The following is a 23,345-nucleotide window of genomic DNA, read 5'->3' on the forward strand; positions in this document are numbered from 1 at the left end:
GGGTAACCCAGGGTGATGACAGGCCGGTGACAGCCTGTTGATGCCTGCTTACGGCTTGCCAAATCCGCCCGGCGTCGGCGTCGTCAGAATGACGGCTTCGCCCGGCTGAAGCACGGTCTGGTCGCAGGCCTTGAGGACTTCAATGGTTCCGTCCTTGCGGCGGATCTTGGTCGAGCCGACCTCGCCATCGCCGCCGCCGTCCAGGCCTTGCGGCGGGCGGTTGCGGTGCGAGGACAGGATCGCGCATTCCATCTTTTCGAGGAAGCGGATGGTCCGTTTGGTGCCGTCGCCGGCGCTCCATTTGCCCTTGCCGCCGGAACCCTCCCGAATGTGAAAATCCTCGAGCAGCACGGGAAAGCGCAGTTCCAGCACTTCCGGGTCGGTGAGGCGCGAATTGGTCATGTGGGTGTGGACGCCGGAGGTGCCGGCAAAGCCGCGGCCGGAATTCGTCTGGCCGGCCGGCGAGCCGGAACAGATCGTCTCGTAATATTGGTAAGTCTTGTTGCCGAAGGTCAGGTTGTTCATCGTGCCTTGCGCGTTGGCCATGGCGCCCATGGCGCCGAACAGCGCGTTGGTGACGTGCTGCGAGGTCTCGACATTGCCGGCGACGACAGCGGCGGGGTAGGCGGGTTTGAGCATGCAGCCGTCGGGAATGATGATGTTGATTGGCCGCAGGCATCCGGCATTCATCGGGATCATGTCCTCGACCATGACCCGGAACGCGTAGAGCACGGCGGCGCGGGCGACCGGCTCGGGTGCATTGAAATTGTTCTTCATGACCGGAGATGTGCCGGTGAAGTCGACCGTCGCCTCGCGCTTTTGCCGGTCGACCGTGATCTTGACCTTGATGATCTGGCCGGTGTCGGTCGGGTATTCATACTGCGAACTGTCGGGCAGCCGCTCCAGCACGCGGCGCACGCTCTCGGCGGCATTGTCCTGGACGTGGCCCATATAGGCCCCGACGACATCGAGGCCGAAATGCGCGACCATCTTGCGCAGTTCGGCGACGCCCTTCTCGTTGGCGGCGATCTGCGCCTTGAGGTCGGCGATGTTCTGGTGCGGGTTGCGGGCCGGGTATCGGTGGTCGGTGAGCAGCGTTTCCAGCTCCTTCTCGCGGAAGTGGCCGCGATCGACGATGCGGAAATTGTCGAACAGCACGCCTTCCTCGTCGACGGTGGTTGCAAGCGGCGTCATCGAACCGGGTGCCGTGCCGCCAATATCCGCATGATGGCCGCGCGAGGCGGCCCAGAAAAGGATTTCGTGTTGGGCGTCGTCGAACACCGGCGTCACCACAGTGATGTCGGGCAGGTGCGTGCCGCCATTGTAGGGAGCGTTGAGCGCAAAGACGTCGCCGGGGTGGATATCGCTGGAATTCAGCCGGATGATGGTTTCGACCGAACGGTCCATCGAGCCCAGATGCACCGGCATATGCGGCGCGTTGGCAACCAGCGCGCCGGTGCGGTCGAAGACGGCACAGGAGAAATCCAGCCTCTCCTTGATGTTGACCGAATAGGCGGTGTTCTGCAGCGTCACGCCCATCTGTTCGGCGATCGACATGAACAGATTGTTGAAGACCTCCAGCATGACCGGGTCGGCCTCGGTGCCGAGCGCTGCCTGCCGGCGCTTTTTCTCGACGCGGCGCAGGAGCACATGGTTCCTGGCGGTGATTTCGGCCAGCCAGCCCGGCTCGATGACGATCGTCTGGTTCGGCTCGATGATCAAGGCAGGACCTGCAACCGTGTTTCCCGGCCTCAGCGCCTCGCGGCGGAAGATGCCTGAAGCACGCCACTCCCCCTCGGTAAAGATTTCGCGGGTTTGCGAAGGGCTTACAGCGAGGTCTTCGGTTTGCGATTCAGTTTCGTCGCGGCCGTTGCCGCCGGTGTCGATGCCTTCGACGCCGACGGTCTCGACGATCATCGGCTTGTCGTCATAGACGAAACCGAACTGTGCTTTGTGGGCGATTTCGAAATCGCGCTTGGCCTGGAAAATCGAGTCTTCCTCAAAATTCACCGGCAATGTCGTGTCGGTGCCGTCGTAACGGATGTGCAGCACCGGCTTCGCGGCAACCGCGTCCTCGGCGATGCCTTGTGCCGCGAGTTCGGCGATGACGGCTTTTTTCAAGGTGGCAATGAGGTTGTCGATCTCCGTTCTGGACTCTTCGGCAAGGGGCTTCAGCAACGCCTGCTGGCGCGAGGCAAAAACCGAAGACAGGCCAATGCCGTAGGCCGACAGCAGGCCGGAGAAGGGATGGATCAATACCGCCTCCATGCCGAGCGCGTCAGCGACCAGGCAAGCGTGCTGGCCGCCAGCGCCACCGAAGCAGTTCAAGAGATATTCGGTGACGTCGTAGCCGCGCTGAACGGAGATTTTCTTGATGGCGTTCGCCATGTTCTCAACGGCGATGGTGACGAACCCTTCGGCGACAGCCTCGGGCGTGCGGCCGTCGCCAATTTCGACTGCCAGCATGGCGAATTTTGCCCGTACCGTCTCGACATCGAGCGGCTGGTCCTGGCCGGGCCCGAAAATGGCGGGAAAGAAATCGGGCTGCAGCTTGCCCAGCATGACATTGGCGTCGGTGACGGCGAGCGGCCCGCCGCGCCGGTAGGCGGCCGGGCCGGGATTGGCGCCAGCCGAGTCCGGTCCGGCACGGAAGCGGCCGGCCTCGTAATGCAGGATCGAGCCGCCACCGGCGGCGACGGTGTGGATGCGCATCATCGGCGCGCGGATGCGCACGCCGGCGACCTCGGTGTCGAAGGCGCGCTCATATTCGCCGTCATAATGGGCGACATCGGTGGAGGTGCCGCCCATGTCGAAGCCGATGACCTTGCCGAAACCGGCGAGCCTGGCCGTCTCGACCATGCCGACGACGCCGCCGGCTGGGCCCGACAGCAGCGCGTCCTTGCCCTGGAACATGTCGGCAGCGGTCAGCCCGCCGGAGGACATCATGAACATGAGGCGAGGGGATTCCCTCCCCCTCGAGGGGAGGGTGGCGGCAAAGCCGCCGGGTGGGGTCGGCTCGACTGGGTTCGACGCATCGGCGGTGCCTTCTGATAGGACCCCCTCTGGCCGCTTTGCCGACTGCCCTTCGCTATGGCTTCGGGCGTTCGTTGCTGAAAAAGCCAAATCGTTGGCTTTTTCTCGACCTTCGGTCGACCGCCCCTCACCCCCCTCGAGGGGGGAGAGGACGCCCAACTCTCCCGCCACCCTCTGCACATACCTCGACAGGATCGGCGACAGATAAGCGTCGACCACAGTGGTGTCGCCACGGCCGACCAGCTTGATCAGCGGTGAGACCTCGTGGCTGACCGAGACCTGGCTGAAACCAAGTTTGCGGCAGACTTTTGCCACCGCCTTCTCGTGGTCGGGATATTTCCACGCATGCATGAAGGCGATAGCCACGGCATCGATGCCATCGGCCCTGGCCTGTTCGATTGCCGGCCGGCAGGCGGCGATGTCGAGCAATTGTTCGACACGGCCATCAGCGCGTACGCGCTCGTTGACCTCGATGACGCGCTCGTAGAGCTGTTCGGGAAGGATGATCTCCTTGGCGAAGATGTCCGGGCGCGCCTGATAGGCGATCCTCAGCGCATCGCGAAAACCCTTGGTGATGAGCAAAAGAACGCGGTCGCCCTTGCGCTCCAGCAGCGCATTGGTGGCGACCGTGGTGCCCATCTTGACGTCGCCGATCAGGCCGGGCGGGATGGCATCGCCGGAGGATAGACCGAGAAGGCCGCGAATGCCCTGGATGGCGGCATCGGCATAGGCCTCGGGATTTTCGGAGAGAAGCTTGCAGGGATGCAGCCCGCCCTCCGGATCCTTGCCGATGACGTCGGTGAATGTGCCGCCGCGGTCGATCCAGAAATCCCATTTTTCGGTCATGACAGCCCTGGTACTTTTCTGTTCGATCTGTGGTTCAGCACATTCTGTTAGTTCGCCATCGTTCGACCGGCAATCGCAAATGGACCAGACGATGTTACATGCGGAAACGCAACGTTACGAAACTCATGGCTATCTGATGCATTTCCCTTCGACCGTTCACGGCAACGTGAGCGTGTATCGAAGGAGAGATAATATGAAAAAGCTCATTCTTGCGTCCGTTTCCGCTTTGGCCTTGCTTGGCGTTGCCGCCTGCAGTGACAACGGTACGGATAACACCACCACCCAGAGCACCCCACCGCCGGCCGAACAGCCGATGAAGCCGGCTACGCCGCCGGCCGCGACGCCTCCGGCTACCGACAACTCGACTACGAAGAGCATCACACCCGAGAAGCCTGCCGAGCCGGCTCCGGCAAAACCAGCTCCTGCGCCCGCGCAGTAGTCGGGAACGCGGTACTTTCGCGTGAAGGCTGAGAAAGGCCGTCTGGTATCGGCCTTTCTCGTTAGTCCGACCGCCGCGGCCACATCCCGCGCCAAAGTCGGGCCGATTGTCGTGCGGAGCCTGCGGCACTGTCCCGGCTTGATAGCAAGGGGCGGTGGCACTAAGAAGCAGGCTATGTCCATTTGGGATCGCCTTGGCGAGTTCATCACCCGCGTTTCATCTTCAACCTCGTCGGGTGTTGCCGACGTCGTCGAGGCCGTGCGTACGGTTTTTTCGGGCGATGCGGATCTGCGCCGGCGTGTCGCCTTCTCGGTGGCGATGATCGCATTGTCGGCCAAGATGGCCAAGGCCGATGGCATCGTCACCCAGGACGAGGTGCGCGCCTTCCAGCAGATTTTCGACGTGCCGCCAAAGGAGACGCGTAATGTGGCGCGGCTGTTCGATCTCGCCCAACGCGACGTGGCCGGTTTCGAAATCTATGCCGAGCGGATGGCGCAGATGTGCGGTTCGGGGCATTCCAACTGCGCGATGTTGGAAGACATACTCGAGGGCTTGTTTTACATCGCCAAGGCCGACGGGCTGGTGCATGAGCGCGAGGGCCTCTTCTTGCACCGCATCGCCGAGATTTTCCGCATTGATGAGACACATTACGAAAGCATCATGGCGCGGCACGTCAATCTGGGCGCCGGGGATCCCTATGTCGTGCTCGGCATCGAGCGCGGTAAGCCGTTCGAAGAGGTCAGGAAGCGCTATCGAAAGCTGGTTTCCGACAATCATCCGGACCGGCTGATCGCGCGCGGCCTGCCGCAGGAATTCATCAAGATCGCGACGACCAGGGTGGCGGCGATCAATGCCGCCTATGAGATGATCGAGCGGGGTCTGCGCCACGCATGAGCGGTTTCCTGCCCGACGAGCCACGTGCCGAGGTCAGGGTATCGCCGAATTTCGGTCCGCGGCGCGAGACACTCAAGCCTGACATGATCGTGTTGCACTACACCGGCATGGCGACTGGCATTGGCGCCGAGGCGTGGCTGTGCGATCCGGCCAGCGAGGTGTCGTCGCATTATCTCGTCCATGAGAATGGCCACATCGTGCAAATGGTCAGGGAAAGCGACCGCGCCTGGCACGCCGGCAAGAGTTCGTGGTTCGGACGCGCCGACATCAATTCCTGTTCCGTCGGCATCGAGATCGTCAATCCGGGACATACGCTGGGCTATCCCGGTTTTCCCAAGCGGCAGATCGATGCGGTGATCGGGCTGTGCAGGGGGATCGCCGGGCGGCATTCGATTGCCGCCGAGCGGGTGCTCGCACATTCCGATGTGGCGCCGGGACGCAAAATCGATCCGGGCGAGAAGTTCCCCTGGAAGACGCTGTTCGAGGCCGGTGTCGGCCATCTCGTGGCGGCCGCACCGATCCGGCGAGGAGCCGTGCTCAGGCTCCGCGATGCCGGCGGTGACGTCGAGGCGTTGCAGTCGATGCTGGCGCTCTACGGCTATGGCGTCGAAATAACGAGCATTTTCGACCGACAGACGGAGTTCGTCGTCGAGGCGTTTCAGAGGCATTTCCGGCCGCGCAGAGTGGACGGCATGGCCGATGGCTCGACACTGCGGACACTGCAAAAGCTGCTTGCCTCCGTGAGACGCTGACCTGAGGGAAGCCTCTTCCAAGCAACCCCTTCCAATCTTTAAATTACAAGCTGTCACTCAAAGTGACTTGCCTGGCCTTGTTTGACACCAATTCGAGCGTCAAACGGCTGGCGTGCAGATGTCGGACCCCCAGCCCCCCGGGTTGTTCCGATATTGATTAGGCGTTGCTGCGTGAACATCTTCACGCGGTCCAGACAGAACAGGATCACATGCAGAAATTGACCGTTTTAACGGCAGCTCTTGCTGCCGGCGTAATGACTTTTGCCTTCGGCACGGCGCAAGCCGCGCCACTCAGCCCGCGGGCCGATCAAGGGCTTTCCGCCGTACCCGCAAAAAGCGGCAAGGCCACGCTGGCCAAAAGCGACAAGGCAAGCCACGACGCCGAGGCGACGAAGCGGGTTTCCGCCAAAGTGGAAAAGGCAAGCTGGTCCAAGCCCAAGAAGTCTACCGCCAAAAGGCAGACGAAGCGCGGTCGCAAGACCGTCGACATGACGACAACGGCGTCGGTTGGTCTGAGGAAGGCGGCGGCATCGACGGCCGCGGTGGCCAGCAGCGGCCAGTATTCCGCAATCGTTGCCCGCTATGCGGCGATCGAAGGCGTGCCGGTGTCGCTCGCCACGGCCGTCATCAAGATCGAGAGCAACTACCGGCCTGACATCGTCGGCAGCGCCGGCGAGATCGGCCTGATGCAGATCAAGCCGGCAACAGCGCGGATGATGGGATATAGCGGTTCCGCCAAGGGCCTGTTCGATCCCGACACCAACATCAAATACGGCATGAAATATCTTGCCATGGCGCGGAGCCTCGGCGGCGGCACGACCTGTGGTACGATTCTGAAATACAATGCCGGGCACGCCGCAACGCGAATGAACCCGGTGTCGGCCGCCTATTGCGGCAAGGTCAAAGTGCAGATGGCTGCGCTTGGATCGCCTGCATAAGTCTGCTTTTTCGTTTGCGTTTTCGGGCGTGAACCCCTTTATACGCCTTGCCAGCTGGCCGGGCGGCCGCACCCGCAAACGCCGAAAGGCCGCGGGTGAGGAAAGTCCGGGCTCCATGGAAACACGGTGCCGGTTAATGGCCGGCGGGGGCGACCCCAGGGAAAGTGCCACAGAAAGCAAACCGCCACGGTTCGGCTTTGCCGAATCCGGGGCAAGGGTGAAAGGGTGGGGTAAGAGCCCACCGCGCGACTGGCAACAGGAGCGGCACGGTAAACCCCACCGGGAGCAAGACCGAATAGGGGCGGTGCGAGGGGAAACCCTCGAGGGCTGTTTCCGGCCCACCGTCCGGGTAGGTTGCGTGAGGCGCATGGCAACATGCGCCCAAGATGAATGGCCGCCACGTTCTCGCGCCGCAAGGGGCGAGGGCCATACAAAACCCGGCTTACAGGCCAGCTGGCAATTTTTCTCGCGCGAGATCGAAGAGAACTCTTCAGCAGGTTGCGCCCTCGGGCGCGCCTGGTGATTCAAGGTTTGTTCAACGATCCACCACGCAAGCCTGGACCGGCGATTGCTTGAACTTGGGTGCGATTAAATCGTACCGTGAATCGGCAATATTTTCGGGAGCCGTCATGGGACAGGTCGATAAACGCAGCATAACGCTGTCGCCGGAATTGGCGCAGGCGGTGGATGACGTGGTCGCCGCCGGCGAATATGCATCGGCGAGCGAGGTGATCCGTGATGCGCTCAGGCAATGGAAAGACCGGCGCGACCTGCATGGCTATACGGTCGAGGAATTGCGCAAACTTGTGCAGGAAGGGATCGATAGCGGGCCCGCTCTTGAGGGGCCGCCGATTATCGAACGAGCGCGCGCCAGATATCTCAAAATGGCAGAGGCAAAAAGCTCTTAGCCGATTTTGTCAGCCGCCGATCTTGTCCAGCGACGTCTCGATCGCCTTCCAGAGTTCTTCCACCGGCTCGCAGCCGACCGAGAGGCGCACGAAGCCGGCGGGAACCGCATCGCCTCGCTTCAAGCGCCGCTCGGCAGAGGTGTGGACGCCGCCGAAGGATGTCGCGGCCTGAATCAGGTCGCAATTGTTGATGAAATCCTCTGCCTTGTCCTCCGATGCGAGCTCGAAAGAGATGAGAAAGCCGAAGCGCTCCATCTGGGCGCGAGCAAGGTTATGCGACGGATCGCTTTCCAGCCCGGGGAACCGCAGGCCGCTGATCGCGCGGTGGTCCTTCAGCCGCCGCGCGATCACTTCCGCCGAGGAACACATGCGATCGAAGCGCACGTCCAGTGTCTCCAAGCCGCGATGCACCAGCCAAGCTTCGAACGGACCGGGAATGCTTCCGGAAACCTCGCGCCAGCCGGTCACGGCGGCGATGATTTCGGCATTGCGGCTGGCGACATGGCCGAACAGCACATCGGAATGGCCATTGGGCGCCTTGGTGTCGGCGGCAATGACGATGTCGGCGCCATGGTCGAGTGGCCGCTGGCCGAAGGGTGTCATCGTGGTGTTGTCGACCACCAGCAGCGCGCCGGCTTTGTGAACAGCGCCAGCGACGGCCGCGATATCGCAGATATCCAGCCCCGGATTGGCGGGGGTTTCGACGAAGGCGAGGCGGTATCCTTCGAAGCCGCCATCGAGGAAGGTCGAGGTCGGCCTGACATCATAGGTGACGCCAAGGGGCTTCAGGAAGCGTTCGGCCAAAGCCCGCGTCGTGTGATAGCCGTCCGAAGGCAGCAGGATACGATCGCCGGCCTTGAGCAGGGCAAAAAATGCTGCCGAGATCGCCGCCATTCCCGAAGGAAAGGCGACGCAAGGCGCGTCCTCCAGATGGGCCAGCATATGTTCGACTGCATCCCAGGTCGGGTTGCTGAAGCGGCCGTACTGGTTGAAGCCGGTGGCGTCACCGGGCGCGTGAAAAATGGCGGCCATGGTCAGGGGCAGAGGGATGGAATCGCCCGTGGCAAGCCCGCTGCTACGCAGATGGGACAGTGCTGCAGCGCGACTGTTCGCTGTTTCAGACATCGATTCTCAACCCTTTAACGACGTACCGATGCGGCGAAACGCTATGCTGGGTAGCGCCTCGCGGCAAGGCGCGTCTGGTTGGGCCAGGCGCCTCTAAACGCTTCGTTAGGCTTAATGATCCATAAAGACGAGACGTGCCGTCAAGGCTGCTCTCATTGGTCGCGACGTGCGTGTTTGTGAATCCCTTCCCGTTGACGCCCATAGTACCCCATGATATCCCATACAGACATCAAAGCCTTCGTTCCGCGTCAGGGTAATGCGTACGCCAATCGGGCAGCCGCGGCGGCTGCGCGTTTGCCGGTTTTTGCCCGTGCCAACGAGATTGATGCGGGGCAGCGAACGTGCCGCGGCGGCGCGTGCGACACGATGAAGAGGGGTGCGGCGGCGCAAGCGGCCGTGGCATTTAATGGACCGGTTTCTCTCGAACACGGTGAGCAGGATCGATGCGAAGGGACGGGTATCCGTTCCGGCGCATTTCCGCGCCGTTGTGCAGAAGCGCGGCTATTCGGAACTCTATGCGCTGCGCTGTCTCGATCTGCCGGCAATGGATGTCGGCGGGCTCGACCTGCTCGACCGCTACGAGCAGCGCATCGCACTCGAGGATCCCTTCCTGCAGACGGCGGACGATATGTCATTCTTCTGCCATGGCGACGGAACATTCTTGAAACTCGACCAGGACGGTCGCATCACGATGAGCGATTTTATTCGCGAACACACCGGCATTTCGGCGGAAGTGGCCTTTGTCGGACGCGGCAATTTCTTTCAGGTCTGGGAGCCGGGACGGCTTGCTGCCTATGGGGCGCAGGCGCGGGCTCGGCTTTTGCAGCTTCGGCAGGGGACGAAGGCTGGGGAGCGACCGGAATGACGGTGGGCCACGGCGATGACCTTCCTCACGCCGTCGATGGGCACGCCGTTGGCGGATCGGCCCGCCACATTCCGGTCCTCCTTGGCGAAGTGCTGGAAGCACTGTCGCCAGCGGAGGGCGACATCATCATCGACGGCACGTTCGGCGCCGGCGGTTACACCAGGGCCATTCTGGCGACGGGCGCCTCCGTGGTGGCGATCGACCGCGATCCGGATGCCATCGCCGCCGGGCGCGATCTCGAGGCGCAGTCGGGCGGCCGCCTGCGGCTGGTGCAGGCGCCGTTCTCGACGCTGGACGAACATGTCGAGAGCGCCGACGGCGTCGTGCTCGACATCGGTGTGTCCTCGATGCAGCTCGACCAGGCCGAGCGCGGGTTTTCGTTCCGCGCCGACGGGCCGCTCGACATGCGCATGGCGCAGGCTGGTTTGAGCGCCGCCGACGTCGTCAACAGCTTCAAGCCCGGCGACCTCGCCCGCATCTTCGGCTTCCTCGGCGAGGAGCGTCACGCCGGACGCATCGCCCGCATGATCGAGGCCCGCCGCGAAAAGCGTCCGTTCGAGAGCACGCTGGAATTGGCCGACGCCATAGAGACGCATATCGGCCGTGCGCCGAAGGACAAAATCCATCCGGCGACGCGCGTTTTCCAGGCGCTGCGCATTTTCGTCAATGACGAGCTTGGCGAACTGGCCAAGGCCTTGTTTGCGGCCGAACGTGCGCTGAAGCCGGGCGGACGGCTCGCCGTGGTGACGTTCCATTCGCTCGAGGACCGCATCGTCAAGCGTTTCATCGCCGACCGTGCCGACGTCGCAACCGGCTCGCGTCACCTGCCCGAGGCTCATGCGCGCACCGCGACCTTCCGCAAGGCGGGCGGCGGCGTGACTGCCGGCGATGCCGAGGTGGCGGCCAATCCGCGCGCCCGTTCGGCCAGGCTGCGCGCGGCAATCCGCACGGAGGCGCCGGCGCGCAGCAGCGACTTTTCGATTTTCGGCCTTCCAAAGCTTCCCGGTATCGACCGGCCGGGGGAGAGGTAAGCACGTGTTTCGTACCAGCGACATCGTCCTGATCGCCGTCATGGTTGGGGCGGCTGCCCTTACCTACAAGGCCAAGCGCGAGGCCGAGGAACAATTGGCCTCGGTGCAGAAGATCCATGCGCAGATCCGCTATGAGGAGGACACGATCGACCTGCTCAAGGCCGACTGGAGCCTGCTCACCCAGCCATCGCGGCTGCAGAAGCTGGCCGAACTCTACAAGTCACAGCTCGAACTCGAGCCGGTTAGCGCTCGCCAGATCGTCGGCATCGGCGACCTGCCGGCCAAATCCCTGGACATCCAGGACATCCTGTCCGGACGCCAGGGCGGCATGGCCGACAATTCCGATCAAGCGCGTCCGGGCAGCAAGGATCCCGTGGTGACCGGAGGCATCGCCCAATGATCGGCAAACTGCTGAAGCGTCGCGTGAGGACGGGTGAAGGCGGTTCGATCGTCGTCGAGGGCGCCCGCAAGGCGACCGGCGGCAAGGGCAGGACGCGCATCGTGATGACGATGGCGGTGTTCTTCGGGATCTTCTCGACGATTTCCGGGCGCCTGGTCTATCTCGGCTTCCAGACCCCTGACATGTCGGGCGGTCCGCAAAGCCGGGTGACGGCATCGCGGCCCGACATTGTCGACCGCAACGGCGAAGTGCTGGCGACGGACATCAAGACAGCGTCGCTGTTTGCCGAGCCGCGCCGCATCGTCGACGCCGACGAGGCGATCGAGAAGCTGTCGACGGTACTTCCGGACATCGACTATGAGCAGACCTACCATAAGCTGAAGAGCGGTGCTGGTTTCGTCTGGCTGCAGCGTCAGCTGACCCCCAAGCAGCAGTCCGACATCATGCAGCTCGGCATTCCCGGCTTCGGTTTCCGCACCGAGAAGCGCCGCTTCTATCCGAGCGGCGAGACCTCGTCCTACATTGTCGGGCTAACCAACATCGACAACCAGGGCATCTCCGGCATGGAGAAATATGTCGATGAGCAGGGTTTGAGCGACCTGCAGGCATCGGGCCTCGCGGTGGCCAAGGATCTCAAGCCGGTGAGGCTTTCGATCGATCTGCGCGTCCAGCATGTGGTGCGCGACGAGATCGCCGCCGGCTTGGAGCGCTATCGCGCCATGGGCGCTGGCGCCGTTGTGCTCAACGTCAAGACCGGCGAAGTGGTGGCCATGGCCTCGGTTCCGGATTTTGATCCTAACAATCCTTATAATGCGCAAGACAAGGACCGGCTGAACCGGATGTCGGCAGGCCTCTACGAGATGGGCTCGACCTTCAAGAGCTTTACCTCTGCCATGGCGCTCGATTCGGGCAAGGCGACGATGGCGAGCCGCTTCGATGCTTCGCATCCAATCCGGGTCGGCCATCAGGCCATTCACGACTTCCACGGCAAGAACCGTGTGCTGTCGTTGCCGGAGGTGTTCCTCTATTCGTCCAACATCGGGTCGGCCAGGGAGGCCGAAATGGTCGGCATCGCGGGGCACCGCGAATTCCTGCATCGCCTTGGAATTTTGGATAAGATGCAGACCGAACTGCCGGAAGTCGCCCGCCCGACCGAACCGAAGGTCTGGAAACAGGTCAATTCGTTCACAATCGCCTTCGGTCACGGCGTGTCGACGACGCCGCTGCAAGCGGCTGTCGGCTGCGCCGCGCTGATGAATGGCGGCTTCCTGATGAACCCCACCTTCCTGATCCGTACACAGGAAGAAGCGATGGCCATGGCCAAGAAAGTGGTCAGCGAAAAGACGGTCGACGGCATGCGCTACCTGTATACGCTCAACGCGGAGAAAGGCTCGGCCAGAAACGCCAGAGTGCCCGGCTATCGCGTTGGCGGTAAGACCGGAACAGCCGAGAAGGTCATCAATGGCCGCTACTCGAAGGAATTGAATTTCAATACATTCGTCGCCGCCTTTCCGATGGACGATCCACAATACCTGGTGTTTACGATTGCCGACGCCCCGCACCCTGAAAAGCCGGGCATGACAGACGTCGCGGCATCGAACGCGGGCGTTATGGCGGGCAACATTATCCGGCGTGCGGCTGCCATGCTTGGCGTGAAGCCAGATTTCAGCCATGAAAATGGTGCAACGCTGGTTTCCTATCAGTGATTCTTAGGGCGCGCCGGTAACTGCGCGCTATTTTGTTGCGGTGAACGGGGTTCGATGAAACTAAGAGACCTAGCCGGTATCCTGCCAGTCGAAGGAACAACTTCCGCCGATCTGGAGGTCATCGGGATTTCGTCGGATTCCCGCCAGGTAAGATCGGGCGTTGTCTTTTTTGCGCTCGCCGGAACCAAGGCCGATGGTGCCGCCTATGCCGCCGACGCCGCCGCGCGTGGTGCGGCCGCGATTGTGGCTGCCAAGGGCAGCGCCATTGCTGGGCTGTCGGTTCCGGTACTGGCTGTCGACGATCCGCGCCTGGCGCTGGCGCTGAGTGCGGCCCGCTATTTCGGCAAGCAGCCTCAGACCATGGTCGCGGTGACCGGTACCAGCGGCAAGACATCGGTCGCCGCTTTCACCAGGCAGATCTGGGAGCAGGCGGGCTATGCCGCCGCTTCGATCGGCACCACCGGCGTGGTAGCTCCGGGCCGCAACGATTATGGCTCGCTGACGACGCCCGATCCGGTCGCCTTGCACCAGTTGCTGCGGGAATTGGCCGATGCCGGCGTCAACCACGCCTCCATGGAAGCCTCCAGCCATGGGCTCGACCAGCGCCGCCTCGACGGTGTGAAGCTGGCGGCCGGCGGGTTCACCAATCTCGGCCGCGACCATATGGACTACCATCCGACCATCGAGGACTATCACCGCGCCAAATTGCGGCTGTTCGACACGCTGCTGCCGAAGGGCGCTCCGGCCGTGATCTTCGCCGACGATCCATGGTCTTCGCCGACGATCGAAGCGGCGCGGGCTGCCGGGCTCGAGGTGCTGACGGTTGGCCGTCATGGCGATTTCCTCAGGTTGAAGCGGGTCGAGCACGAGCGTCACCGCCAACGCGCCGAGGTCGAGGCCGACGGCGTGCTCTACGAAATCGACCTGCCGCTGGCCGGCGACTTCCAGATATCGAACGCGCTGGTTTCGGCCGGACTGGCCATTTCCACGGCAACGCCAGTTGCCAAGGCCTTGATGGCGTTGGAGAAACTGAAGGGCGCGCCGGGCCGGCTCGACCTCGTCGGCACCACCGCGAATGGCGCGCCGGTCTATGTCGATTATGCCCACAAGCCGGACGCGCTGGAAAACGTGCTGGTCTCGGTGCGCCCATTCACCACCGGTCGCGTCGTCGTCGTGTTCGGCTGCGGCGGCGACCGTGACCGCGGAAAAAGGCCGATCATGGGGGAGATCGCGACGCGGCTTGCCGATGTCGTGATCGTCACCGACGACAATCCGCGTTCTGAAGTACCGGAAACAATCCGCGCTGCGATCCTCGCCGCCGCTCCTGGTGCCATAGAGATAGGCGACCGGCGCCAGGCGATCCGCGAGGCGGTCGCCATGCTGCATGCCGGCGACACGCTGATCGTAGCCGGCAAGGGCCACGAGGAAGGCCAGACGATCGGCTCCGAGACCTTGCATTTCTCCGATCATGAGGAAGTTCGCGCAGCACTCGTAGAGCGTGCCGCATGAGCTTGTTGTGGACCTCCGAGGCGCTGGTCACCGCCATGGACGGGCGGCCGCTCGGGCCGATGCCGGACGGCATATCGGGTATTTCGATCGACAGCCGCAGCCTGCAGCCCGGCGACGCCTTCTTCGCCATCAAGGGCGAGGCGATGGACGGGCATGACTTCGCCACATCAGCCATCAAAGCCGGCGCTGGAGTGCTGGTGGTGGCTGAAGGCAAGCTGCCGTCGCTCGGCAGGCTGACGGCGCCGATCATCGTCGTCGATGATGTGCTGGTCGCGCTGGAAAAGCTCGGAGTGGCCTCCCGCGCGCGCTCCCAAGCCAAAATCATCGCGGTGACCGGTTCGGCCGGCAAGACCACCACCAAGGAAGCGCTGCGCCATGTGCTGTCGGCCGTCGGCAAGGTGCATGTCTCCGCGCAGTCCTTCAACAATCACTGGGGCGTGCCGCTGACATTGGCGCGCATGCCCGCCGATTGCGACTATGCCGTTTTCGAAATCGGCATGAACCATCCTGACGAGATACGGCCGCTGGTGAAAATGGTGAGGCCGCACGTCGCCATCGTGACCATGATCGCGGCCGCCCACCTTGGCTTCTTCCGCAACCTGGACGAGATCGCCAAGGCCAAGGCCGAGATTTTCGAAGGGCTGGAGCCTAAGGGTGCCGCTGTCCTCAACCGCGACGATGCGCGCTTCAAGATTCTCGACAAAATGGCGCATGCCGCCGGCGTCGAGCACGTCTACGGTTTCGGCGAGAATGCGCGTTCGACCTTCAAGCTGGTCCAATGCGAACTGCACGCCGACCATTCCGACATCACCGCCAGGATCAGCGGCCGCGAAGTGTCGGCTCGGATCGGTGCGCCCGGCCGCCATATGGTGCAGAACGTGTTGGCGGTGCTGGGAGCAGCGCATCTGGTCGGGGCCGATGTCGACAAGGTGGCCCTGGCACTGGCCGATCTCTCGGCCGAGCGCGGGCGCGGCAAGCGCCATGTGCTGCGCCACCCCGGTGGCTCGATTTCGAGCCACCCCGGTGGCTCGACTTCTAGCCACCCCGGCGGGCCGATCACGCTGATCGACGAGAGCTACAACGCCAATCCGGCGTCGATGGCTGCCGCGATGGCATTGCTCAACGCGACGCCGGTGACGGGCGAGGGCCGCCGCATCGCCGTGCTCGGCGACATGCTCGAACTCGGCGACCATTCGGCCAAGCTGCATGCTGCTCTCGCCGACCTTATCGTTGGCACCGGGACGCAGACCGTCTTCCTCGGTGGCCCGGAAATGCGGGCGCTGGCCGAGATACTGCCCGGTGAAGTCAAGACGGAATACCGTGCCGGTGTCGAGGAACTGAAGCCGGTGCTGCTGGCCGCGCTGAGGCCAGGCGACGTGGTGATGATCAAATCGTCGAAAGGCATCGGCTTTGCAAAACTGGTCGATGCGGTGCTGGGCAAATTCCCGCCTGAATCGACAACCAGAAAACAGACCCAGGTCGGGGGACGATAACGCATGTTCACATTACTCGTCGATTTTGCGGACAAGATCTCGGCCTTCAATGTCTTCCGCTACATCACCTTCCGCACCGGCGGGGCGTTGATCACGTCGGCGCTGATCGTCTTCATCTTCGGACCGACCATCATCAATTCGCTGCGCCTGCGGCAAGGCAAGGGCCAGCCGATCCGGGCCGACGGGCCGCAGACGCATTTCAAGAAGGCTGGTACGCCGACCATGGGCGGCCTGATGATCCTGTCCGGCATCATCGGTTCGTCGCTGCTGTGGGCGAACCTGTCGAGCATCTACGTCTGGGTGGTACTGCTGGTGACTGTGGGCTTCGGCTCGATCGGCTTCTACGACGACTATCTCAAGGTGACCAAGCAGTCGCATCTCGGCTTTTCCGGCAAGGCGCGGCTGGCGCTCGAATTCGTCATCGCCGGTATTGCCGCATGGGTGATCATGCATAACGGCCAGGCGCCGTTCTCCTCGTCGCTGACATTTCCCTTCGCCAAGGAATTCATCGTCAATCTCGGCTGGTTCTTCATTCCGTTCTCCTGCTTCGTCATCGTCGGCGCCGGCAATGCGGTGAATCTGACCGACGGCCTGGACGGGCTGGCGATCGTGCCGATCATGATCGCGGCGGCCTCCTTCGGCGTCATCGCCTATCTCTCCGGCAACGCTGTCTTCGCCGAATATCTGCAGATCCATTTCGTGCCTGGCACCGGCGAACTGGCGGTCGTGCTTGGCGCGGTCATCGGTGCCGGCCTCGGCTTTCTCTGGTTCAACGCGCCGCCGGCGGCGATCTTCATGGGCGACACCGGTTCGCTGGCCATGGGTGGCCTGATCGGCACCGTGGCCGTCGCCACCAAACACGAGATCGTGCTTGTCATCGTCGGCGGATTGTTCGTCGTGGAAATCCTGTCGGTCATCATCCAGGTCGGCTACTTCAAGATGACCGGTAAGCGGGTGTTCCTGATGGCGCCGATCCACCATCATTTCGAAAAGCTGGGCTGGACCGAAAGCCAGGTGGTGATCCGCTTCTGGATCATCGCCGTCATCCTGGCGCTGGTCGGCCTGTCAACCCTGAAGCTGAGATAGGAGTCCGCTTGGTCCCCGCCGCATCCTTTTCAGGCAAGCGCGTTTCGCTCTTTGGGCTCGGTGGTTCGGGGATTGCGACGGCGCGCGCGCTTATCGAGGGCGGCGCGGATGTGCTGGCCTGGGACGACAATCCCGAAAGCGTCGCCAAGGCCGCCGCCACCGGGATTGCAACAGCCGATCTGCGCGGCGCCGACTGGGCGAAGTTCTCGGCCTTCGTGCTCTCGCCGGGCGTTCCGCTGACGCATCCCAAGCCGCATTGGACGGTGGAGCTGGCGCGCGGTTCGGGTGTCGAGATCATCGGCGACATCGAGCTTTTTTGCCGCGAACGGATGCTCAAGGCGCCGATGTCGCCCTTCATCGCCATCACCGGCACCAACGGCAAGTCGACGACGACCGCGCTGACGGCGCATATCCTGAAAGCGGCGGGACGAGACACCCAGATGGGCGGCAACATCGGCCGCGCGGTGATGACGCTCGATCCGCCTGAGCCCGATCGGCACTATGTGGTCGAATGCTCGTCCTACCAGATCGATCTCGCGCCTTCGATCAACCCGACGGCCGGAATCCTGCTCAATCTGACGCCCGACCATCTCGACCGTCACGGCACCATGCAGCACTACGCCGCGATCAAGGAGCGGCTGGTGGCCGGCAGCGAGACGGCAATCGTCGGCATCGACGATTCCTGGTGCGCGCAGATCGCCGAGCGGCTGGAGCGGGCGGGGCGGCATGTCATCCGGATTTCCAAGCGGCTGCCGCTGACCGACGGCTATTTCGCCGACGGCAGCTACCTGATGGAAGCTGTCCATGGCCGCTACAGCCGCGTCGCCTTCCTCGAAGGCATCGGCTCGCTGCGAGGCCAGCACAATGCGCAGAACGCGCTGGCTGCGGTCGCCGCCTGCCTCAAGGTCGGACTGGAACTCGGCGAGATCCAGTCGGGGCTGGAGAGCTTTCCCGGCCTTGCGCACCGCATGGAGCAGGTCGGCCGCAAGGACCATGTGCTGTTCATCAACGATTCCAAGGCGACCAACGCCGATGCGGCGGCACCGGCGCTGTCCAGCTTTGCGCGCATTTACTGGATCGCCGGCGGCCTGCCCAAGGAAGGCGGCATCGAGCCGTTGCGCGGTTTCTTTCCGCGGATCGCCAAGGCCTATCTGATCGGCGAGGCGGCCCCCGCCTTTTCGGCGACGCTGGGTGAGGCCGTGCCTTACGAAATATCCGGCACGCTGGCAGCGGCGGTCGAGCACGCCGCGCATGATGCGGCCCAGGATGACAGCGGCGAGGCGGTGGTGCTGTTGTCGCCGGCCTGCGCTAGCTTCGATCAGTTCAAGAATTTCGAAGTCCGCGGCGAAGCCTTCAGGCAAGCTGCGCATGCTATCGAGGGCGTGAAACCCATTGGAGGGACACGATAATGCAAAGCCGTCTCGACAAAAGTCCGGTTGCGACCTGGTGGTGGACGATCGATCGCTGGTTCCTGGCGGCGTTCCTGTCGCTGATGGGGCTCGGCATCGTGCTGTCCTTTGCCGCCAGCCCGGCGGTGGCCGAACGCATCGGTCTCGACAGTTTCCACTTCGCAACCAGGCAGATCATCTTCACCGTGCCGGCGCTCGGCGTGATGCTGGCCGTGTCGTTCCTCGAGTCCCGGCAGATCCGGCGCATGGCGCTGATCATGCTGTGCCTGATGCTGGTGCTGATGGTGGCGGTGCTCTATGTCGGCGTCGAGGTGAAGGGCGCGCGCCGCTGGGTGTCGCTTGCCGGCCTGTCCATCCAGCCCTCTGAATTTCTGAAACCCGCCTTCGTCATCATGTGCGCGTGGCTGTTTGCCGAGCACAAGCGCCAGCCCGACATTCCGGGCAATCTGTTCGCCATGCTGTTGCTGGTGCTGGTCGTGTCGCTGCTGGTGGCGCAACCAGACCTAGGCCAGACCATGCTGACAACCGGCACCTGGGGCATCATGTTCTTCATGGCGGGGCTGCCCTGGCTGTGGATCGTCGCGCTGGGTGCCGCCGGCGTCGGCGGCGTCTTTGCCGCCTATACGGTGTTTCCGCACGTTGCCTTGCGCATCGACAAGTTCCTTACCGGCGAAGGCGACACATTCCAGGTCGACATGGGCCGCGAGGCGCTGATCAATGGCGGCTGGTTCGGCGTCGGGCCGGGCGAGGGCACCGTCAAGCGGGTTATCCCGGACAGCCATGCCGACTTCGTCTTCTCGGTCGCCGGCGAAGAATTCGGATTGATCATGTGCTTCTTCATCATGTCGATCTTCGCCTTCATCGTTTTGCGCGGCCTCAACACGGCGCTGAAGGAGCATGACGATTTCACCCGTTATGCGGTCGGTGGCCTCGTCACCGTGTTCGGCCTGCAGGCCGTCATCAATATGTGCGTCAACCTGCAGCTTGTGCCGGCCAAGGGCATGACGCTGCCGTTCATCTCCTATGGCGGCTCCTCGCAGATCGCGATCGCAATTTCGATGGGCATGGTGCTGGCTTTGACACGCAAGAGGCCGGAGAAGCGCAAGCAGATGGGCTTTGCGCTGCCGCAGCGCGCGCTGCCGGCGGAGTGATATGGCCAGAGGCGTCATCCTTCTCGCGGCGGGCGGAACCGGTGGGCATCTTTTCCCGGCCGAAGCGCTGGCGCACGAGCTGAACGAGCGCGGCTGGTCGGTGCACCTGGCAACCGACGACCGTGCCGAGCGGTTCGCCGGCCATTTTCCGGCCGCCGCCATCCATCCGATCCAGTCGGCGACGATGGGTTCGAAAAATCCGTTTGCCCTGCTTGGAGCTTTCTGGAAAATCTGGCGCGGCGTGCGCCAGGCTTCCGCCATCATCGCCAGGATCAAGCCGGACGCCGTCGTCGGCTTCGGCGGCTATCCGACCCTGCCGCCGCTCTACGCGGCGACGCGGCGCAAGGTGCCGACGCTGATCCATGAGCAGAACGCAGTGATGGGGCGCGCCAACCGGGCATTGGCCGGCCGTGTCGATGCGATCGCCGGCGGCTTCCTGCCGCAGGATTCCAGTGCCACCGGCGCCAAGACGGTGACGACGGGCAATCCGGTCAGGCCTGCCGTGCTGGAAGCGGCCAACACGGCATATGCGGCGTCGACCGGGGAGCAACCGTTCCGCCTGCTGGTGTTCGGCGGCAGCCAGGGCGCCCAGTTCTTCTCCGACGCCGTCCCGGGGGCGATCGCGCTGCTTTCCGATGCCCAGCGCAAGCGACTGGTGATTACCCAACAAGCTCGCGCGGATGACGTGGCGCGGGTCAAGGCTGCCTATGCAGCCCTCGGCGTTGCCGTCGAGGTTTCGCCGTTCTTCACCGACATGGCGGTACGCATGGCGGCCGCGCATCTGGTGATCTCGCGTTCCGGCGCTTCGACAGTCTCGGAGATCGCCGTTATCGGCCGGCCGGCACTGCTGGTGCCTTACCCGCACGCGCTCGACCACGACCAAGCGGCGAATGCAGCGGCCCTTGCGGTCGCCGGCGGTGGCGAAGTGCACCCGCAATCCTCGCTTTCGCCCGAACGCATCGCAGCCCTCGTCGGCGGGCTGATGGACGCCCCCGAGCGGCTGGCGGCGATGGCCGCGGGCGCGAAATCGGCGGGCAGGCCCGACGCGGCACGGTTGCTCGCCGATCTCACAGAGGCTATTGCGTCCAAAAAAGCCGTTTCGGATTTCAGGAAGGGGACGCAAGCATGAAGATGCCGCAGACCATAGGCCTTGTGCATTTCATCGGCATTGGCGGCATCGGCATGAGCGGCATTGCCGAAGTGCTGCACAATCTCGGCTACAAGGTGCAAGGCTCCGACCAGGCCGAGAGCGCCAATGTCCAGCGGCTGCGCGACAAGGGCATCGAATGCTTTGTCGGCCACAAGCCCGAAAACCTCGGCGATGCCGAGGTGGTGGTCGTCTCGACGGCAATCAAGAAATCCAATCCGGAACTCAAGGCCGCGCGCGAAAAGCTGCTGCCGATCGTGCGCCGGGCCGAGATGCTGGCCGAGCTGATGCGCTTCCGCCAGGCGGTGGCCATCGGCGGCACGCATGGCAAGACGACGACGACCTCGATGGTGGCGACCTTGCTCGATGCCGGCGGGCTCGATCCGACCGTCATCAATGGCGGCATCATCAATGCCTATGGCACCAACGCCCGCATGGGCGATGGCGAGTGGATGGTGGTCGAGGCCGACGAGAGCGACGGCACCTTCCTGAAGCTGCCGGCCGAGATCGCGGTCGTCACCAACATCGATCCCGAGCATCTCGATCACTATGGTAGCTTCGACAAAGTGCGCGAGGCGTTCCGCCAGTTCGTCGAAAACGTGCCGTTCTACGGTTTTGGCGTGATGTGCACCGATCATCCCGAGGTGCAGGCGCTGGTCAGCCGTATCGAGGACCGCCGCATCGTCACCTATGGCGAGAACGCGCAGGCCGATGTACGCTTCACCAACCACCGCATGGCGGGTGCCATTTCGGAATTCGACGTGGTGATCCGCGACCGCAAGACCGGCGACCAGACGACGATAGCAGGCCTGCGCCTGCCGATGCCCGGCCGTCACAACGTCTCCAACGCGACCGCCGCGATCGCGGTCGCGCATCAGCTCGGCCTGTCGGCCGAGGCGATCAAGAGGGGCTTGTCGTCCTTCGCCGGAGTCAAGCGCCGCTTTACCCATACCGGTTCGTGGAACGGCGTGGACGTGTTCGACGATTACGGCCACCATCCGGTCGAGATCTCGGCGGTGCTGAAGGCGGCGCGCAGCGCCACCAAGGGGCGCGTCATCGCCATCGCCCAGCCGCATCGCTTCACCCGTCTGCATGATCTGTTCAACGAGTTTTCCGCCTGCTTCAACGACGCCGACACGGTGATGGTGGCGCCGGTCTATGCGGCCGGCGAGGAGCCGATCGAAGGCGTCAGCTCGGACGCGCTGGTGTCGCGCATCCGCGCCGGCGGCCATCGCGATGCGCGTTACATCGAGGGTCCGGTGGCGATTGCGCCCATCATCCGCGATCTGGCCAAACCAGGCGATTTCGTGGTCTTCCTTGGCGCCGGCAACATCACCCAATGGGCCTATGCGTTGCCCAAGGAGCTTGGCGGGACCGTCTCATGATGCACGGCCAGGCCCTGATCGACAGACTTGGCGACCGGCTTGCCGGCCTGCGCGGCCGCGTCACGCCGAATGCCGAGATGGACAAGATCACCTGGTTCCGTGCGGGTGGTCTGGCGGAAGTGCTGTTCCAGCCGGCGGACGAAGAGGACCTTGCCACGTTCCTCAAAGCCGTTCCGGAGGAAATACCGCTGACCATCGTCGGCGTCGGATCCAACCTTCTGGTCCGTGACGGCGGCATTCCGGGCTTTGTCATCAGGCTTTCGGCCAAGGGGTTTGGCGAAGCGGAAGTCATTTCGCCAATCAGGATCAAGGCCGGCGCGGCCACGCCCGACAAGCGCGTCGCCGCGGTGGCGCTCGAGGCCGGCATTGGCGGTTTTCATTTCTACCATGGCATTCCGGGCGCCGTCGGCGGCGCACTGCGGATGAATGCCGGTGCCAATGGCGTCGAGACGCGCGAGCGCGTCGTCGAGGTGCGCGCGCTCGACCGCAAGGGCAATGTGCAGACGCTCAGCAATGCCGACATGGGCTACGCCTATCGTCATTCGGCGGCACCTGCCGGGCTGATCTTCACCTCGGCCGTGTTCGAAGGCTTTGCCGAGGACAAGGCCGTGATCAAGGCGGCAATGGATGCCGTGCAGAACCACCGCGAGACCGTGCAGCCGATCCGCGAGAAGACCGGCGGCTCGACCTTCAAGAATCCCGAAGGCACGTCGGCCTGGAAGGAGATCGACAAGGCCGGCTGCCGCGGCCTGATGATCGGTGGTGCGCAGATGTCGCCGATGCATTGCAACTTCATGATCAACACGGGAACCGCGACCGGCTACGACCTTGAATATCTCGGGGAGACGGTGCGCACGCGGGTGCTGGAGAATTCCGGTGTCCGGCTGCAATGGGAAATCAAGCGCATCGGCAATTTCCGGCCGGGACATGCCGTTCAGGAGTTTCTCGGACAGCTGCTTTAAGGTGCGCTGATATTCAGGTGATGCCGGCCTGCAAACGACGGCTTTCTACGCTTCCTGTGCTCACGGACCCGAATGTCCGCTCCGCTCCGGTTCTCGAAAGCCATCATTTTCGACTCGGCCTGACCTGAATCTCAACACATCTTACGCACGTCGAACTTCATGTGACACAAGAATTTAGCCGCTGCCAAAACGGCCCCCAAACCTTGCCCCGAAAAACTCAACCCCACGGGTTTAGCATTTTTTTATGAGAAATTGAATATGTCGGA

The 23,345-nt window shown here is 63.3% G+C and carries 19 protein-coding genes and 1 other RNA gene; 18 read left to right on the forward strand and 2 right to left on the reverse strand.

From position 1 onward, the window contains the following. Nucleotides 1-48: 48 nt before the first annotated feature. On the reverse strand, nt 49-3,879 hold the full coding sequence (locus tag NKJ01_RS16930) for a hydantoinase B/oxoprolinase family protein (RefSeq protein ID WP_352729552.1): 3,831 nt from the start codon (nt 3,877-3,879) through the stop codon (nt 49-51). A gap of 193 nt (nt 3,880-4,072) precedes the next feature. On the opposite strand from NKJ01_RS16930, the gene NKJ01_RS16935 reads away from it, so the two are divergent. The 6 genes from NKJ01_RS16935 (at nt 4,073) to NKJ01_RS16960 (ending at nt 7,810) form a co-directional block, all read left to right on the forward strand. After that, nucleotides 4,073-4,318, forward strand: coding sequence for a hypothetical protein (locus NKJ01_RS16935; RefSeq protein WP_084025055.1), 246 nt, complete (start codon nt 4,073-4,075; stop codon nt 4,316-4,318). Nucleotides 4,319-4,492: 174 nt separating this feature from the next. Next, nucleotides 4,493-5,212 (forward strand): TerB family tellurite resistance protein, encoded by a 720-nt coding sequence (locus NKJ01_RS16940; RefSeq protein WP_352729554.1) that lies wholly within the window; start codon nt 4,493-4,495, stop codon nt 5,210-5,212. Further along, the gene (locus NKJ01_RS16945; RefSeq protein ID WP_352729556.1) at nt 5,209-5,964 is read left to right on the forward strand and encodes an N-acetylmuramoyl-L-alanine amidase; all 756 of its coding nucleotides are present in this window, start codon (nt 5,209-5,211) and stop codon (nt 5,962-5,964) included. The genes NKJ01_RS16940 and NKJ01_RS16945 overlap by 4 nt, the downstream gene beginning before the upstream one ends. Before the next feature lie 209 nt (nt 5,965-6,173). Beyond that, nucleotides 6,174-6,902 carry a lytic transglycosylase domain-containing protein gene (locus NKJ01_RS16950; protein WP_352729558.1) on the forward strand — a complete coding sequence of 243 codons (729 nt, stop codon included), beginning with the start codon at nt 6,174-6,176 and terminating at the stop codon, nt 6,900-6,902. A gap of 50 nt (nt 6,903-6,952) precedes the next feature. Further along, nucleotides 6,953-7,363: RNase P RNA component class A (gene rnpB / locus NKJ01_RS16955), an RNA gene on the forward strand. Between the two features lie 168 nt (nt 7,364-7,531). After that, nucleotides 7,532-7,810 (forward strand): type II toxin-antitoxin system ParD family antitoxin, encoded by a 279-nt coding sequence (locus NKJ01_RS16960; RefSeq protein WP_352729581.1) that lies wholly within the window; start codon nt 7,532-7,534, stop codon nt 7,808-7,810. Between the two features lie 9 nt (nt 7,811-7,819). On the opposite strand, the gene NKJ01_RS16965 is transcribed toward NKJ01_RS16960, so the two are convergent. Further along, nucleotides 7,820-8,935: a cystathionine gamma-lyase gene (locus NKJ01_RS16965; RefSeq protein WP_352729560.1), complete on the reverse strand. Its 1,116-nt coding sequence runs from the start codon at nt 8,933-8,935 to the stop codon at nt 7,820-7,822. Nucleotides 8,936-9,341: 406 nt separating this feature from the next. On the opposite strand from NKJ01_RS16965, the gene mraZ reads away from it, so the two are divergent. Genes mraZ through murB form a run of 12 tightly spaced genes read left to right on the forward strand, consistent with a single transcriptional unit; the run spans nt 9,342 to nt 23,079 of the window. Further along, nucleotides 9,342-9,800, forward strand: a complete 459-nt coding sequence (mraZ, locus tag NKJ01_RS16970; protein WP_352604187.1) for a division/cell wall cluster transcriptional repressor MraZ — start codon at nt 9,342-9,344, stop codon at nt 9,798-9,800. Further along, a complete protein-coding gene (gene rsmH, locus NKJ01_RS16975) occupies nt 9,797-10,831 on the forward strand; it encodes a 16S rRNA (cytosine(1402)-N(4))-methyltransferase RsmH (protein WP_352729562.1) in 1,035 nt (344 codons plus the stop codon). The genes mraZ and rsmH overlap by 4 nt, the downstream gene beginning before the upstream one ends. 4 nt (nt 10,832-10,835) lie before the next feature. Further along, nucleotides 10,836-11,231 (forward strand): cell division protein FtsL, encoded by a 396-nt coding sequence (gene ftsL / locus NKJ01_RS16980; RefSeq protein ID WP_352729564.1) that lies wholly within the window; start codon nt 10,836-10,838, stop codon nt 11,229-11,231. Continuing rightward, nucleotides 11,228-12,937: a peptidoglycan D,D-transpeptidase FtsI family protein gene (locus tag NKJ01_RS16985; RefSeq protein ID WP_023757004.1), complete on the forward strand. Its 1,710-nt coding sequence runs from the start codon at nt 11,228-11,230 to the stop codon at nt 12,935-12,937. The genes ftsL and NKJ01_RS16985 overlap by 4 nt, the downstream gene beginning before the upstream one ends. A gap of 54 nt (nt 12,938-12,991) precedes the next feature. Then, nucleotides 12,992-14,446 carry a UDP-N-acetylmuramoyl-L-alanyl-D-glutamate--2,6-diaminopimelate ligase gene (locus tag NKJ01_RS16990; protein ID WP_352729566.1) on the forward strand — a complete coding sequence of 485 codons (1,455 nt, stop codon included), beginning with the start codon at nt 12,992-12,994 and terminating at the stop codon, nt 14,444-14,446. After that, a complete protein-coding gene (locus NKJ01_RS16995) occupies nt 14,443-15,939 on the forward strand; it encodes a UDP-N-acetylmuramoylalanyl-D-glutamyl-2,6-diaminopimelate--D-alanyl-D-alanine ligase (protein ID WP_352729568.1) in 1,497 nt (498 codons plus the stop codon). The genes NKJ01_RS16990 and NKJ01_RS16995 overlap by 4 nt, the downstream gene beginning before the upstream one ends. 3 nt (nt 15,940-15,942) lie before the next feature. Then, nucleotides 15,943-17,025 (forward strand): phospho-N-acetylmuramoyl-pentapeptide-transferase, encoded by a 1,083-nt coding sequence (gene mraY, locus NKJ01_RS17000; RefSeq protein ID WP_023757007.1) that lies wholly within the window; start codon nt 15,943-15,945, stop codon nt 17,023-17,025. A gap of 8 nt (nt 17,026-17,033) precedes the next feature. Continuing rightward, nucleotides 17,034-18,434, forward strand: coding sequence for a UDP-N-acetylmuramoyl-L-alanine--D-glutamate ligase (gene murD, locus NKJ01_RS17005; RefSeq protein WP_352729570.1), 1,401 nt, complete (start codon nt 17,034-17,036; stop codon nt 18,432-18,434). Continuing rightward, nucleotides 18,434-19,585: a putative lipid II flippase FtsW gene (gene ftsW / locus NKJ01_RS17010; protein ID WP_352729572.1), complete on the forward strand. Its 1,152-nt coding sequence runs from the start codon at nt 18,434-18,436 to the stop codon at nt 19,583-19,585. The genes murD and ftsW overlap by 1 nt, the downstream gene beginning before the upstream one ends. A gap of 1 nt (nt 19,586) precedes the next feature. Then, on the forward strand, nt 19,587-20,714 hold the full coding sequence (gene murG / locus NKJ01_RS17015) for an undecaprenyldiphospho-muramoylpentapeptide beta-N-acetylglucosaminyltransferase (protein WP_352729574.1): 1,128 nt from the start codon (nt 19,587-19,589) through the stop codon (nt 20,712-20,714). Continuing rightward, complete coding sequence (gene murC, locus NKJ01_RS17020) at nt 20,711-22,117, forward strand: UDP-N-acetylmuramate--L-alanine ligase (RefSeq protein ID WP_352604173.1); 1,407 nt, start codon at nt 20,711-20,713, stop codon at nt 22,115-22,117. Before murG ends, murC begins: the two co-directional genes overlap by 4 nt. After that, nucleotides 22,114-23,079 (forward strand): UDP-N-acetylmuramate dehydrogenase, encoded by a 966-nt coding sequence (murB, locus tag NKJ01_RS17025; protein WP_352729577.1) that lies wholly within the window; start codon nt 22,114-22,116, stop codon nt 23,077-23,079. Before murC ends, murB begins: the two co-directional genes overlap by 4 nt. Nucleotides 23,080-23,345 lie beyond the last annotated feature (266 nt).

The organism is Mesorhizobium sp. M0276 (assembly GCF_040321755.1).
Taxonomy (GTDB): Bacteria; Pseudomonadota; Alphaproteobacteria; order Rhizobiales; family Rhizobiaceae; genus Mesorhizobium.